This is a genomic window from Thalassolituus sp. UBA2009 (assembly GCF_002335285.1).
Taxonomy (GTDB): domain Bacteria; phylum Pseudomonadota; class Gammaproteobacteria; order Pseudomonadales; family Oceanobacteraceae; genus Venatoribacter; species Venatoribacter alkanivorans.
This window is the reverse complement of sequence record NZ_DDCJ01000118.1, coordinates 17,167-31,425: the sequence shown is the minus strand read 5'-3', so window position 1 is coordinate 31,425 and position 14,259 is coordinate 17,167. Positions and strand designations below refer to the sequence as shown.

The 14,259-nt window shown below is 50.4% G+C and carries 17 protein-coding genes and 1 tRNA gene; 1 reads left to right on the top strand and 17 read right to left on the bottom strand.

What is annotated here, in order from left to right:
- Nucleotides 1-247: 247 nt before the first annotated feature.
- A tRNA-Ile gene (locus tag B3P58_RS14845) sits at nt 248-324 on the top strand.
- Between the two features lie 559 nt (nt 325-883).
- Here the strand turns inward: B3P58_RS14845 and B3P58_RS14840 are convergent.
- The 17 genes from B3P58_RS14840 to B3P58_RS14765 form a co-directional block, all read right to left on the bottom strand.
- A complete protein-coding gene (locus tag B3P58_RS14840; RefSeq protein WP_286718722.1) occupies nt 884-1,885 on the bottom strand; it encodes a hypothetical protein in 1,002 nt (333 codons plus the stop codon).
- Nucleotides 1,882-2,478 (bottom strand): hypothetical protein, encoded by a 597-nt coding sequence (locus tag B3P58_RS14835; RefSeq protein ID WP_286718721.1) that lies wholly within the window; start codon nt 2,476-2,478, stop codon nt 1,882-1,884. Before B3P58_RS14835 ends, B3P58_RS14840 begins: the two co-directional genes overlap by 4 nt.
- Nucleotides 2,479-2,615: 137 nt before the next feature.
- A complete protein-coding gene (locus B3P58_RS14830) occupies nt 2,616-3,167 on the bottom strand; it encodes a hypothetical protein (protein ID WP_286718719.1) in 552 nt (183 codons plus the stop codon).
- On the bottom strand, nt 3,164-3,976 hold the full coding sequence (locus B3P58_RS14825; protein ID WP_286718718.1) for a hypothetical protein: 813 nt from the start codon (nt 3,974-3,976) through the stop codon (nt 3,164-3,166). Before B3P58_RS14825 ends, B3P58_RS14830 begins: the two co-directional genes overlap by 4 nt.
- 19 nt (nt 3,977-3,995) lie before the next feature.
- Nucleotides 3,996-4,391 (bottom strand): phage tail assembly chaperone, encoded by a 396-nt coding sequence (locus B3P58_RS14820; RefSeq protein ID WP_286718716.1) that lies wholly within the window; start codon nt 4,389-4,391, stop codon nt 3,996-3,998.
- A complete protein-coding gene (locus B3P58_RS14815; protein WP_286718714.1) occupies nt 4,391-6,772 on the bottom strand; it encodes a phage tail protein in 2,382 nt (793 codons plus the stop codon). Before B3P58_RS14815 ends, B3P58_RS14820 begins: the two co-directional genes overlap by 1 nt.
- A gap of 2 nt (nt 6,773-6,774) precedes the next feature.
- On the bottom strand, nt 6,775-7,317 hold the full coding sequence (locus B3P58_RS14810; RefSeq protein WP_286718711.1) for a phage tail protein: 543 nt from the start codon (nt 7,315-7,317) through the stop codon (nt 6,775-6,777).
- The gene (locus tag B3P58_RS14805; protein ID WP_286718709.1) at nt 7,317-8,528 is read right to left on the bottom strand and encodes a baseplate J/gp47 family protein; all 1,212 of its coding nucleotides are present in this window, start codon (nt 8,526-8,528) and stop codon (nt 7,317-7,319) included. Before B3P58_RS14805 ends, B3P58_RS14810 begins: the two co-directional genes overlap by 1 nt.
- A complete protein-coding gene (locus B3P58_RS14800; protein ID WP_286718707.1) occupies nt 8,528-8,857 on the bottom strand; it encodes a DUF2590 family protein in 330 nt (109 codons plus the stop codon). The genes B3P58_RS14805 and B3P58_RS14800 overlap by 1 nt, the downstream gene beginning before the upstream one ends.
- 1 nt (nt 8,858) lies before the next feature.
- Nucleotides 8,859-11,135 carry a phage tail tape measure protein gene (locus tag B3P58_RS14795; RefSeq protein WP_286718704.1) on the bottom strand — a complete coding sequence of 759 codons (2,277 nt, stop codon included), beginning with the start codon at nt 11,133-11,135 and terminating at the stop codon, nt 8,859-8,861.
- A complete protein-coding gene (locus B3P58_RS20795; protein WP_414716580.1) occupies nt 11,132-11,257 on the bottom strand; it encodes a DUF6890 family protein in 126 nt (41 codons plus the stop codon). The genes B3P58_RS14795 and B3P58_RS20795 overlap by 4 nt, the downstream gene beginning before the upstream one ends.
- 59 nt (nt 11,258-11,316) lie before the next feature.
- Nucleotides 11,317-11,586, bottom strand: coding sequence for a putative phage tail assembly chaperone (locus tag B3P58_RS14790; protein WP_286718701.1), 270 nt, complete (start codon nt 11,584-11,586; stop codon nt 11,317-11,319).
- A gap of 19 nt (nt 11,587-11,605) precedes the next feature.
- Nucleotides 11,606-11,851: a hypothetical protein gene (locus tag B3P58_RS14785; RefSeq protein WP_286718698.1), complete on the bottom strand. Its 246-nt coding sequence runs from the start codon at nt 11,849-11,851 to the stop codon at nt 11,606-11,608.
- 9 nt (nt 11,852-11,860) lie between these two features.
- A complete protein-coding gene (locus tag B3P58_RS14780; protein WP_286718695.1) occupies nt 11,861-12,115 on the bottom strand; it encodes a hypothetical protein in 255 nt (84 codons plus the stop codon).
- Nucleotides 12,102-12,581 (bottom strand): hypothetical protein, encoded by a 480-nt coding sequence (locus B3P58_RS14775; protein ID WP_286718693.1) that lies wholly within the window; start codon nt 12,579-12,581, stop codon nt 12,102-12,104. Before B3P58_RS14775 ends, B3P58_RS14780 begins: the two co-directional genes overlap by 14 nt.
- A 15-nt stretch (nt 12,582-12,596) precedes the next feature.
- Complete coding sequence (locus B3P58_RS14770) at nt 12,597-13,061, bottom strand: phage protein (RefSeq protein ID WP_286718691.1); 465 nt, start codon at nt 13,059-13,061, stop codon at nt 12,597-12,599.
- Between the two features lie 3 nt (nt 13,062-13,064).
- On the bottom strand, nt 13,065-14,234 hold the full coding sequence (locus B3P58_RS14765; RefSeq protein ID WP_286718688.1) for a DUF2586 domain-containing protein: 1,170 nt from the start codon (nt 14,232-14,234) through the stop codon (nt 13,065-13,067).
- Nucleotides 14,235-14,259 lie beyond the last annotated feature (25 nt).

The window sequence follows — 14,259 nt, the reverse complement described above, 5'->3', positions numbered from 1 at the left end:
TGATCTGGCTGTAAGCCAGACGGCGGCTACAGCAACCAACACAACCGCCGGCACAGCAATCGATACAACAATCAATACAACAACCCGGCCAGAACCGGCAAGCAGTGGCCTCACCCGACACTTTTCTTATGCAAATCAAAGAGGTGGCACTCACACTGAGAGCTGCTTATAATGCAGCCTCTTTTCAAAGCTGCAGGACTGCAGCCACTGCCGGATTTGCTGCAGACAAGCAGCGGATAGCGCACAAGGGCCTTTAGCTCAGTTGGTTAGAGCATGCGACTCATAATCGCCAGGTCCCCGGTTCGAGCCCGGGAAGGCCCACCATTTTTCCCTTTAAAATCAATGACATAGGCACTACACCTCTTTCAAGGTGCCTCATGTCAACAGCATGTCAAATACGTTTTTCTCGCGCAAAAATGTCAACTTTCATGTCAACTTTTCCCGACTTCTCCACTCTTACCCGCACTTTTGTGCAATTCGCTAAACTGACCGGAACCCCACGTATTCCCTGACGTTCTTCGCGTCCCTCTTTTCCAGCATCCGCACTGCTTTGCACTTTTCCGCACTTCGTGCAATTGACCATTCCCTCTATCAGGCCCAGTGCTGGCGCGGCTTTTGTTTCATTTGCACACACAATAAAACCGCACAAATTCGCTGAGAAAGGCCCGCAGGTGTGGTGAGGAGGAGTGCTTTTTTTCGCTGGAAGGTTTTTTACTCGTGGTTACTGGGCTGGCCGGTATCTCATCAGGGGAAAATATTCGGAAGGCGCGCCGTAGCTGGCTGGGCTGCCCGCTTGCGTGTTTTTTTGTTCCGGATTTTGAACAATAAAAAAGCCCGCGGGTAATGTGCTTACCGGCGGGCTGGTGTGCGGATAGTTTTCTTGTTACAGCGTGATGCTGTCCAGTGTTGTTTTCAAGCTGTCCACGCTGGCCTTCACAGCGGCAAATGCAGCAGCATTTGCTGGTACAGACGATGCACTGCCCGGAGCTGTGCATGTAACTGTGAGCAGCGCTATTTGCTGCATTGCTATTGATACCTGGGCCATGGTGTCACTGATCAGTTTCAGCAGGTTATTGCCGTCTGGCCCGATATGAACCTTTGCTGCTTTCGCGCTGAAATTTACCGCAGCCTGGTGTGTGATACTTCCCCCGGCTTCCGCCGTAATATCAGCCCCTGCTTTTGCGATGATCTTTAATGCAGCCTGACGCAGCTCTGCTGTTGCGCTCTGCGTGATATTAGCACCGGCCACCTGATTGATATTTCCTGCCGTCAGAATATTCACAACCGTTTCAGCCAGCAAACGGATTGCTGCAGCCTCTACTGTTTTTGTGCCGGTAATATCCTCATGGCTGTGTCCCAGCACCCGGCTTGCTTCGGTACCAATTGTGCGGATGACTTCCTGAATAACCTGATCCAGCGTATGACAGCTGTCTGTTATTTTCTGGTCTGTTTCCCTGATCCAGTTGCCTGCCTTATCAACAGACTGCCGCGCTGCTTGCGACTGTTGCCACACCATGTCTGCCGCATCCATGTATGGCAGCGCCTGACGTTCGCCCAGGATGCTACGCACAAAAGGCCGTTCCGGTGATCCGTTCAGCCACGCCAGTTCCACGATGGTTCCTTTTTTCGGCAGCGCAAAAAATCCGCGCTCATCGCCACCACCAACAATACCCACCGGCACCGCATCCAGTTTGATTCCTGTTTCCTGGTAACTGCTGTTTAACAGCTGCACATCAACGGCCAGACGTGGGCGGTAATTATCGCTGACACCGCCGGTCTGCGGTGCATCAGGAATTGCCGTTACCTCTGCCATCACCGGCAAGTGATAACCGGCTGCCAGCTCGGGGAATTGGCGCACTATCTGACGCCGTAAATCATCGCTCATGCAATCGCCCTGATATAACTGCTGCTTAACGTGGGTTGCCACTGCAGGCGCATTTTATCGTCTGTAATATCAATGCTATGCAGTACCTGTGTGCTGCCCTCTCCGACCTGAATACTTGCACCTGGGCGCAGTATCGGGAGCAGCGGAATAGTGCCGCCGGTCGCTGTTAATCCTGAAAATATTGCCGGGTCTAGTTTTATAGTTTTGCTGCCCTGCAGACTCTGCGCACGCTCGCCAATATAAACGCGTCCGTCCGGTTGCTGACTCCAGATTCCGGACGTTACCTGCCACACCCTCAGAATGTTATCCAGCGCACCATAACCACCGCCGATATGCTGAAAGCGCGGCATCTGCTGCTTTGTCCAGGGCTGATCTGGTAAGACAAACGTCAGGCCGGTCTGAGTACCGATTTCTGCCAACACATCCGCAGGCAAGCAATGTCTCAGATTAAGCGGAGTTCGACGGTTAGCCAGCGCGGATAATTCGCGCACAGCTAACTGCCATACATCGTTATTAATCTGAGAAACGCGCTCAATAAAACCCCAAAGCAGAGGCCGCCAGCCTGAATCATTCAGAACAGATTCAAGCTCCACGCCCTGTCCTACGGCAGGCACAGAATTCAGTTTCGCAGTGATGATCCCCCGGCCCGGTGTCGTCACCTCAAGCCTTACCATGTGATTTATGCGCTCTGCCGTTTCGCCATTAATTTTTAACCGGTGGTCGATACGCATCAGGAATCAAACCCACTTAAAAAGCCTTCTACTTTCTTCAGCGCTTTATAAACAAATCCGTCTTTATCTATCGAAGAATCAGATTCGGAACTGCCGGATACTTCTTCGCCAGAAATGCTATCTGTTACCACGGTAGCAGCTCCTGCCTTACGGATTGCCTCTGCCCGTTCCGCAGTACTCAAATATTCGGAGAATGAAAAGGTAACAGCCCACGCCAGCAAATCCGGAACCTTCCGCGCATCCAGATCGCCATCAAAAATAACGCGGGTAATATCGGCTGCGTCTGCGGTTTCATCCACGATGGTATACACCGCTCTGCTGCCGTCATCTTCCAGCGCTTCGGCTAATTTAATCAGTTCTGTTAAATCACCAGCATCTTTAAAACCAATCCGGCCACTAATACTAATCTGTTTTGCCTTTGTCCCTGTGTTCAGTTTCGTTGTAGCGCTGCTGTTACCGCTGGCGTCCTGAGTTTTAATCGGCAGCTTTAACGACGTGGCCAAGTCCTTCAGCTTAATTTCTGTCGTCTTCCCGTCTCTTTCCAAAATCATAAGCCAACCTCTGCTTTTAAAGGCGCCAAAGCACCCGCGCTGCCCATATAAGCGAATAACACGCACAGCGGCGCCTCAGGAGAAGGAACAGTCACAGATTCAAGCTGTGCCGGTATATCACCGGCTAAATACAGCGCCCAATCAACAGGGCCACCATGTGCAGCCATCGCTGCAGCCTGTTCCTGGTGCCTGCTGCTTCTTGCGGACAAAAAGCCCTGCAGTATCGCAACCGGGTCAGTATCTCCCGCAACGGATTCCCCCAATGACAAAACCATGCTGACATCATTCAACTGATTACCTGGCCCAGTCATCTGACCATTGGTTTCACATGCCAGATTCGAATCATCCTGATTGACAAATATTTTGTGTTTATCGTGATTAATCAGTGCCTCAGCATGACGCAGCGCCTGCTGTAAAGATGCAGAAGGCACTGCAGAATTCAGCACCCGCAGACCATTGGCCAACTGCACTGCATTGTCAGCAGGTACTAAAAATGCCAGCACGGCATCAAAGCCCGCTGCATGATCAGCCAGAATATTCTGCGCAGTTTCTGGCGTCAGCGTTGACGCCATCGACAGCGCAGAGCGGTCAGGAATTCCGGCATTCCATGGCGTAATGCAGATAGCGTCCATCGTCTGACGGTATGCGTTTAATTCTGCTCTGGCGCTTATATCAATACTGCTCTGCAGGCTGCCTGATTCAGCAATATTTTCAGGCAGAGCGACCGCAGAAAGCGCGCCGCTCTGACTCGCTAAAGTGGCAGAGTCAGAAGCCCATAACGGTGATGATCTAACAGCCGAACGCCACATAAGACACCATTAATCTTGATCAGAGGCCGGCCGGCATATCCGGCCAGATGACGTTTTCCGGAAATCCTGCCTGCTGTTCAATAGCAAGTAGGCTTTCGCGGGCTTCAGACATTGCGGCCTTTTCTTCATCGGTTAACGTGCCCCAGCGAATAGGATTCATGGCAACCTGATCAATGGCATAAATCCGGCTGTCACGCTCTGCCAGAACTTCAAAAATAATTTCTTCCTGACTTTTAATATAAGGCGCGACATCACCATAAGCCCCTGATACCGCCGCCTGATAAATTAAAAGTCCGTGTGATTCCGTATCGGTTGGTGAGGCTGTGAATGGAATCCAGCCATAAACCGGGTGGTTTACCTCAACATCGATACTGCCATTAGCGTTGTATTTTGGGTTTTTACATAAAGTATTCATTAATCAATCCTCACAAATAACGTCGATGGATAACGCGATCCGCCCATAGCCGCACAGCTTCCTCTAGCCTGCCATGTTCCAGATAGTTGACCACCGGTTCCAACACCCGCTTGGTTTTGGTCACTGCTAATAAAAACAGAAACCCCTGACGTATACAGGCTGGCGCCGGAATAATTTGCGCCATACGTAATAGAAGCCGTGTTTACAGTTGCGTGCCTGGCATAAACATGCGCGCCCTTTGCACCTGCGGTGATACCAGAGATTGCCGAGCCCGCAACCGTTGGCGAAATAGACGAAATTGTTACTGCGTCGTGGCTATGAGCATCTGGTGCGGCTCCGATTTCAGCCAGAGTCAATGACACATTTGCAGAGCCATCGAACGACGTACTTTTACTTCCGATAGTGAAAGTTCTTGCCGTCTGCAGTTTCGTGGCCGTTGCTGCATTACCTGTAGTGCTCTGATTACCGGGTGCATTAACACCTGGCAAATTAATATTGGCTGAACCATCAAACGGCACGCCACCAATAGTCCGAGCGTATTTCAGCTTTATTGCGTTATCCGCAGTTGTTGCCGTTGCAGCATTTCCCGTGGTGCTCTGATTACCGGTCGTATTAACACCCGGCAAATTAATACTGGCCGAGCCATCAAACAGCACGCCACCAATAGTCCGCGCAGTTTTTAGCTTTACTGCCTCATTCGCAGTTGTTGCTGTTGCTGCGTTACCGGTAGTGCTCTGATTACCGGGTGCATTAACACCTGGCAGATTAATATTGGCCGATCCATCAAACAGCACGCCGCCAATAGTCCGCGCTGTCGCCAGTTTTGTGGCTGTTGCTGCATTGCCCGTTGTGCTCTGGTTACCTGGGGCATTAACACCCGGCAAATTAATACTGGCCGAACCATCAAACAGCACGCCGCCAATAGTCCGCGCAGTTTTTAGCTTTACTGCCTCATTCGCAGTTGTTGCTGTTGCTGCGTTACCTGTAGTGCTCTGATTACCGGGTGCATTAACACCTGGCAGATTAATATTGACCGAGCCATCAAACAGCACGCCGCCAATAGTCCGCGCTGTCGCCAGTTTTGTGGCTGTCGCTGCATTGCCCGTTGTGCTCTGGTTACCTGGGGCATTAACACCCGGCAAATTAATACTGGCCGAACCATCGAACGTCACGCCACCAATGGTGCGCGCTGTTGCCAGTTTTGTGGCGGTTGCTGCATTACCGGTGGTGCTCTGATTACCAGGTTTATTAACACCTGGCAGATCAATACTGGCCGAGCCATCAAACGTCACGCCGCCAATGGTGCGCGCGGTTGCAAGTTTGCTCGCCGTTGCTGCGTTACCGTTCAAAGCCGCAGTGATGGTTCCCGCGCTGAAATTTCCGGACGCATCCCGCTTAACAATTTTTCCGGCAGCATTTGTGCTTTTGGCCGCAGCCCCCAGGGTGGCCGGCGTAAGTACTTTTTCGGAGTTTTCATAGGCTAACGCTTCCACTGCATCAGCAAGCAGCACCAATCCCCGGCTGGTTGGCGTTGCCATAGAAAACCGTGAAAGGCTGTCAACAACAATGCCACGATGATCAGCAATATTAGACGTTGAATTAATGACCCCCACCTTTACTAAAGTGTGGGTCATATCGCCGTCCATATAATCAGGTAACAGGGCGCCATCATTCAGAATCACGTCACATACATTTTCAACGCCTGCCATTGTTCGTTGCTGATAAACATCCAACCAAACAGTTTGCGGCAGTGTGCCTGTTGTCACGATCAGCTCTTCAGACAGCACGGTTTCAAGGCCACCGACCACGGCAGCCCCTGCTGAAATCCGATAAGCGCCCCCCGAATACACAACCTTAAACGCATTGCCTTCAAACGCTGCATTACCGAATACAGCCTTCATCGCATTGCGCTGAATATCATCCATTGAACGCAGCCGCCCGGTGTAATCAAGCTGCCAGCTTTCTGCCGCTATCGTAATACCAGTAACATCAGCAGCACCGTTAAACTCAATTGCAAAGTTCTTTGTCAGCACGTTACCAATGCTGTCACCAACCGTTGCACGCTTTTCCTGATCCGGCAGATAAGCAATTGCAACCAGCGTGTCATCTGCAGACGTATAAAGCCCCATCCAGTTAAATGTCCAGGTACCCAGCGACGATGGCATAGTGACTGAATAAACAATGGTGTCTGAATTCACGTTTGCAGTACTGGTAACGGGCAGTGTCTCCAGAAGCACCGGCATTCCTTGTGCTCTGTCCGGTGTTTCGGTGTGATCCAGACCCGGAATGTACGCGAATACCACCGAATCAATATTCAGTGCTTCCGCTGCCTGAATTTTATTCCTGATCAGGGTTTCCCCTGCATGTGTAATAACAGCCATGGTTAAAGCTCCAGTCTTGCCGTCATGTTATCGGTGAAGTGTTCAACGCTTGCGGACATAATGTTTAAGTCAATATTGGCTACAGTTGTATATTCATAGCGGCGACAAGTGCGGCCATACTTTTCAACAATGATTTTCAGCAGTTCCGGTTTCTCTGAAATAACGCTTTCCGTCACGTTAATCCGGACAATATCCCAGTTTTCCGCGTCTTCCCGTTCGCTGATCTCGATATACCCAAGCCCAAGCCGCGCCCAGATTCGCTCTAACCCTGCCTTAGTTCCTGCATCCTTCGCATTGGCGTAAGCCGTTTTCACCCGTAACCGGTACAGGCTCTCTGGCTCGCCGCTATACCGCTGCACATCACGCTCATAGGCCAGAAGATCGACCATAAACAAAGGCGCGTTTTCCGGGTTAAGCGCTTTAAGAGGCCACGCAAGCCATTCCCTGCATTGCTGCCACCATTCATCCAGAAAGCTGGCAAAACCCTGCGCATCTGATTTTTCCTTTGTTCCTTTCTGCCAGAACACCAGGCTGATTTTATCCATCAGGCTGCATCCTCAGTAATGGATACCGTCAGCGTTTGCAGTCGCGGAATATTTGCCTCGCTGACAATATCGCCAGTATTAAATTCAACTGACGTTAATACCGGAATCCGATCCATAATTTCTGAAGCCAGATTTGACATAGAAAAGCGCTTGTAATACCAGGTCTTTTTAATGTCATATGCTGAATTCTGACGAAATGCACAGCGTATAATCTGTTCAGCCTTATCTGCAGCAGCGGCCATATCAGCAGCACTGGTACCCGTCATCGCATAAAGAGCGGCTACAATATTGTGCTGCGTCTCTGGAAATGCCTTAACCCGAAGATCATCACCCAGACCGTGATAGCCCTGGTCAGTAATATACGCATTCACTTTATTCAGGTAATCACTGCTCGATACGCCATCATCAAAAACCACTAAAGCATCTGCACTGCCTGCACCACGCGGCGCGGTGTTGTATTCGATATAAATCTTGCTGTACTCAATGCCGATCTGTTCCGCAATGATCGACTTATAAACCGCTGTTACATGCCAGTCTGACACCGACGGAAAGCGCGCCCTGATCCGTTCGCGGTAGTCGTCATCCTCTTCATCATCCGTTCCCGGTGTTGCAATCCAGTTCTCTGTATTCGTTACACTGGTTATTCCGGTAATAGGGGTAACCAGAGACGAGAAGTAACCCGCCGCAAGGTTGTACTCAGCGCCGGGGTTTTCGGCCTTCACAGGAATGTTAATGCTCGAATCTGCCCCGGTAAAAATTCCTTCTTCCGTTGTGACTACTCGATAAACCTTGCCGTTAATAGCGGCTGTTTTAATCAAAGTACCGGCTTTAACCGATAAGCTGGAACCTGTGCTATCCCGGTTAAATTGAATAAACCCGGTCAGCGCCTGCCTCTTTTTCCGTTCTATGTCACGGCTCCAACCGATCATATCCAAATAAGATTTTGACGCCGTTTTCAAAAACAGATTCGGCATAACACCAGTAATCACAAAGGCAATAAGCTGTTGAAACGGAGAAACGGCAACTGACCGTAAGAACTTCCAGAACGGTGAAAACTTGCTGTCATTGTTAAATTTCAGACCAGCAGCATCAGCCTTATCCTGAAACTCGGTTTCTATATCAGCTTTGGTGACCGGCAACCCGGCATTCTTTGCCTGATCATAAAAATACTGTTGCGTGCTATCGAGTGACGCCCGTTCAATATCAGCCATCAGCTTGCCCCTATCGTAATCAACCCGAACTCTGTTTCGGCAGTAATTACCAGATGAATTTTTTTCGTGCTGTTCATTGCTTCAGTGACTGAACTTGTGCCTGGTGTTACCCGGCTATCACTCTCTACAACTGTTCGCAGCTTTTTTCGAATCATTGCCCGCCGCTGCAGATTCCGTTCACCAATTAAATCAGACAGCAACCCGCTTTCACGGATAGCGTGATTAATATCTTGAGCAATAACGTCACGATCAGTAATAAACAGCGGCTGTCCGGCTTCATCCGTTGCTATGTCATCGTTTTCAATCAGAAGATCAATATAAGTACTCATATCAACCGCCACTCCTGAATGCGTAGCTTTCAAGCTGTTCAGGTGTCATTAACTGATCAATATTGAAAGTGAAACCACCAAAGTAATTGGTTTTAGAGCCTTCTGTTCCTTTCATCATCTGGGTAACACTTTCTCTGGCCGTTGGCCCTGGCACACTGGCTTTATTCGCTGACAGATAATCAATCTTTGGTTCATCAATATCAGTAATTCCCAGAGATGCACTCAGCTCTGGAATATTTACAGCATTAATTGCCATAGAACTGCTCAGTTCTGGCACCTTCACAGCATCAATGGCCAGCGATGTGCTCAGCTCTGGAATTTTCACAGCATCAAAGGCAAGCGATGTGCTCAGCTCTGGTACTTTCACAGCAGCAACGGCCATAGAACCGCTCAGTTCTGGAATTTTCACCGCCTCAATGGCCAGCGATGTGCTCAGTTCTGGCACCTTCACAGCATCAATGGCCAGTGAACTACTCAAATCCGGCATTTTCACTGCATCCAGTGCCAACGATCCCTTCAGGTCAGGCAGCGCCACAGAGTTGACTGCAGCAGAGGCGCCAAGCTCTGGCAATTCAGGCATTTTTATATCCGGATGAATGTCCATATCCGGCATTGGCTGCGCATACTTTGGAACAACTGAGACTTCATCATTCAAGCCGAACAGGTCTTTTGCCCACTCCCAAGCCTGACCCAGTTTTTCAAAAACCTTGTCAAGGAATGCCATCAGCGCCTGTCCCCACTTAGTGCTGTTAAGCAGGTTCTTCAGCTTGTCCCACCATCCAAAATATTCGCCCAGCTTATAAATTCCGTAAGCAATGGCCGCGATTAAAATCCCAACCGGGCTGGTGATAAAAATCATCGCAGCTCTAACTGCCTTCAGAATAAAGTTCAGCGCCATCATTGCTTTTGAAAAAGCAAAAGCAGCAACAGAACCCAACTTGAATACGGTTGCCAGAATGATGTGCTGCAGGCTGTATCCCCTAACCGCCCACATCGCAGCCATAACCAACGCACGGAAAGGCAAAAGCAACATACCGAACCCTGCCAGTGCAGTACGCCCGATACCAAAGATCACCGACATAAGGCCGACCGCACCACCCAGCAGGATAATTCCCAGCGCCAGCAAGCCCACCCACTTGGTCAGGTGCGGGAATTCCCTTGTCCATGCCATTACCACGGTCAGGCCGCTTGTCATGCTGCTCAGCACGTCATTAATGGTTGGCAGTAGCGTTGTACCAAAAGCAATGCGCAGCCCTTCAGTAACCGCCCTGAACTGCTCCCACGGGTCAACCATTGCTTTTGCCATATCGCGGGCATTATCCATGCCCTTAATGCGGCCCAGCTTTGTAATGCTGGCGCTCAGTCCGTCGGTCTGTTTCATCAGCAGATTAATCAGGCCAACGGCTTCTTCACTGCCGAACGCCTCTTTCAGCTGCTTGCTTTCCGCAACCTCCAGCGTGTCACCGAACCGGCCTTTCAGCTTGTTCAGAATATCCAGCATCGGCAGCATACGGCCCTGGCTGTCAGTGAAGCTCATACCCAGTTTGTCCTGGGCATTGGCAACACCAGCCAGAAACGCTTTGTACTTTGTCCCCGCTTCGCTACCGCTCATGGTTGACTGCAGCGTTCCCAGAATGGCCATCTGTTCAGACAGACCAATACCTGCAGCGGTCGCATTCGCCCCAACCGAAGTAAAGGCGCTGCTCATTTCCTGCCCGGTGGTTTTAAACATCTGCACAGCAGCTGCTGTCTGTCCGGTCAGCTGCTCCACCCACTTGGCTTTTCCCATGGCTTCAGCCTGGTCAGAGAAAATGCCATACATGGTGCCCATGTAATTGGTGATCGTGCCGGCGTCTGCCTTTGTGCCTTTAGCCAGCACGTTACTGGCTTCAGTGAACTTTGCCAGTTCGCCATTTCGTAACCCGGCAATAGCCGATTGAATGTCATACGATGAACGCACAAACTCAGCCGCGCTTTCACCGTAAGCCACCGAGAAATTCAGTGCTTCATCCTGCAGTTTTTTCAGTTCACTTTCTGCAACACTCAGGCTGCGAACTTCGCCGACCGCTTCCTGCATGTCATACACTGGCTGCATCAGGGTTTTAACACCCAGAAATGACGCCCCCAGACCAATGGCACCGCCCCGGATAGAATCAAACCCGGCATTGGCATTGTTCTTAATGCCTGTCAGATTTTTATTAATTCCCTTCAGTGGTGCGCTGACCATATCGGTCATGCCGACCACAAACTGAAGTTTTTCCAGAGCTTGAAAACTCATTCTTTAAATGCCTTGGCGATTCCGTTTTTAACTGCGTTACTCATGTTTTCCAGCAGATCGCCATAGAGCCACACAGCATCAGCAAGGGTCTGCTCACTGGGGTTTTCATCCTTAAAAAACAGCCTGGCTAATACCAGCGCCTGCCCCAGTGAATTTTCTTTCAGCCGCTCTGCTGCGCGGCTTATGCCTTTACGGTGATCTGCACTTTTGGCCGGAACTCGGTCATCAGGTGGCCAGCAATATCAGTGGCCAGTCCCTGGTCTAACCAGACCATCAGCTTTTCTTTGTCTTCCGGGTGAACCGTTGCCATCGCAAAGTTAAAGCTGGGCGCTACTTTGTTGCTGTCACTCATCGAGTTCAGGCAATTGTTATATGCCGTCAGGCCGACGTTAAAGCGCAGTTCGTCTTCACCAATGGTCAGCTCAATTTTTTTACCGGTTTGTTCAGACATGCTCTTACTCCACAGTTAATTATTTCAATGCTTCTTTGACGCCCATTACCAAAACAGACGCAAGTCCGGTCAGCGCAATGGTGATCAAAGATGAGCGGATAAAACCGCCAATTTTTTCCGACGTTTCGCGCTGCTGGCGCATATAAGCGAAATCTTTCTGCACTTTCAGCGGTTCGGACGCATCCAGACCAAGCCTGAGCAGTACATTTTCCGTCCCTGCTTCAGCGGCTTCACGTACCAGCCTTTGCAGTTCTGTTGCATCCATAACCAGTCCTTATTCCACCGCTTTTTTCAGCCCGTCTTTCAGCAGCTGGGCTTTAATATCATCAACGGTTTGCTGCGAAAGTCGGTTGCTCTTCATTGCCGCCAGTTTGTTCAGTGTGGCGACAGCAATGCGGGTAAATAAGCGTTCCAGAATAATCGGCCAGGCAATACGCCCTAATACGGCAGACATAGCATCAAGCACCAGTTTCCAGCTAAGTCCTGTACTACCGGCCAGAAAGGCCAAAATTGCTTTAATCGCTTTCATGATCATCACCCCACACGTACTGCTTAAATGCTTTCAGGTATTGCTCCGCCGTTGCGGCACCGGCTTCTGTGTTCCAGTATTTCTTTGCATATTCAGCCAGACCCTGCAGGTCATCTGCATCCGGTAAGGGTTCCGGTATCGTGTACAGATAAACCCGCGCCATGCCCGCCGCCAGAACCAAATCCGTTACCAGTCGGCTGGCCGGGTAATTCATTGGCACAGCCATAAATCGTCCTGTCCGTGCCAGATAATCACGGCAAAATTCATAGGTTGCCGGTTCCATCTGGAACATCCCCAGCGCTGGGCCACCTTTCTGACGGCAATACATAAAGCCGCCGCTTTCATGTGCAGCAATCATCAGCAACAGACGAACCGCCGCTTCAGAATCTGGCAAATTAAAGCGGGTCAGGGCCGCTTCAATCGTGGTGCGCAAACTCAGCGCAATCTGTTGAACGCTTACAGACATACTTCCCCCTTAAAATCAGAACAGTTCGAATTCAGAACCTGGTACATAAGGCGTGCCGTTAATCCAGACAAAATCCGGACTGGTCACGTCATACGGCAATTTCACTTTGCTTTTATCAGTGCTGTTCGGGTCAATACTCAGAACCTCACTGATACGCAACTTGCAACCATGGGCGCGAACGTGCATCAACTCGTCACCGCGTGAACTTTCACCACTGGCGTAAGCATCAATCGGAAAAGTAGGAATATTCCGCCACGATCCTGCAGCGCGGGCAGCAGCCGAAAGAATCATAAAATTGGCAATGTCCAATTCGATTTCACCGCTTGCGGCCACATCACCGGCCAGCGTGCCATCCGGCACACCTTTGTTTTTTGCCGTCGTGCTGTTGTCTTCAATAGTCAGATTGAACGACTCAACATGGAGCATTAAGCCCATGACCCGAATATCAAACGATTTGCCATTAATACGGTTTGTGCTCATGCCTTAGCTCTCCAGTCGTGTCAGGTCGAGGCTGATATATACAGTGATTTTTTTCGGGCTGTTTTTCGGTGCCGCCTGCATAGCCACCTGCACTTCTTTTGTGTTCGGCCAGTTGATTGCGATATCGCCATCAGCCGGTGTCTGCACCATGCCCGCGGTTGGCTCACCGGCAAGCGTTACGCTCTTAGCTGCGTCTTGCAGTGGCTGCATAAAGTAGCTTTCGTGGTAAGCAATACTCGATGCGCTGGCATTAAGCGTGCGGTCTGCCACTTTGTTAATTGCCAGCAGGCGCACGCGCCGGGTTGCGTAATCAATAACGCGGCGGTTTTCGTAAACAGAAAAATCGCCGTCACTCGCATCCAGACTGACGTGATCTGCCCAGTAAATGCCGTCTTTTCCGTTGTACCACCACGGCACACTGAAGCGCGCACCAGCCAGTTCTTTCAGATGCTCAAGGTTTAAAGCCACCCCGGTGTTATCTTTTGGCGCATTGCCCAGCGACTGAACAGCGCCGGTTTTAACCCGCATAGGGCTGTCAGCAATGGATACGCTGTCACTCATCAGGCGACCAATAACAACGCCCAGATTATTACCGTGCAGCTGCGGCACCAGATGAACACGGTCATACACACCGTTGCCGCTGATGGCTTTCATCGCTGCAATGTATTCAGACCAGCTCTGATCAGCGATACCGGCCACCGCCGCATGAATGGTGATGTATTTGTTCCAGGCATTAATTGCCAAGAGGCAAGAGCTTTGAACATCGTTTAAATCGTCCGCTGTTACCGGGTCTGTAACTACAATCATCTCCGGAGTGATGTCATTCGGTTGTTCCATCGCAAAATCAACCGCTACAAATGGGTTTTCATACGGTGTTCCCGCTTCACCGTCACCCAGCACCGAATACAGCGGCACAACCCAGGCAGTAAAGTTAGGGCCGGCGTTATTGCGCGCGGCATTAATTTGGTCTTTCAGGTTACTGTCAGCCGCGCCAAGAATGTCATCAAGGTTTGTACCTGCCCCGATAGCGTGCAGGGTACCGCTTACGGTACTTGTTACTGCGCTGTCTGCATTTTCGTCATTCAGGCCGACAAAAAGCGCCGTGCGCTCCACGTCACTGGTGCCGCCCTGGCTGTTATTTTGTTGGTTAATAGAAACAACTGGATATGCCATGATTCAGGCTCCTTTAAGCGGCACG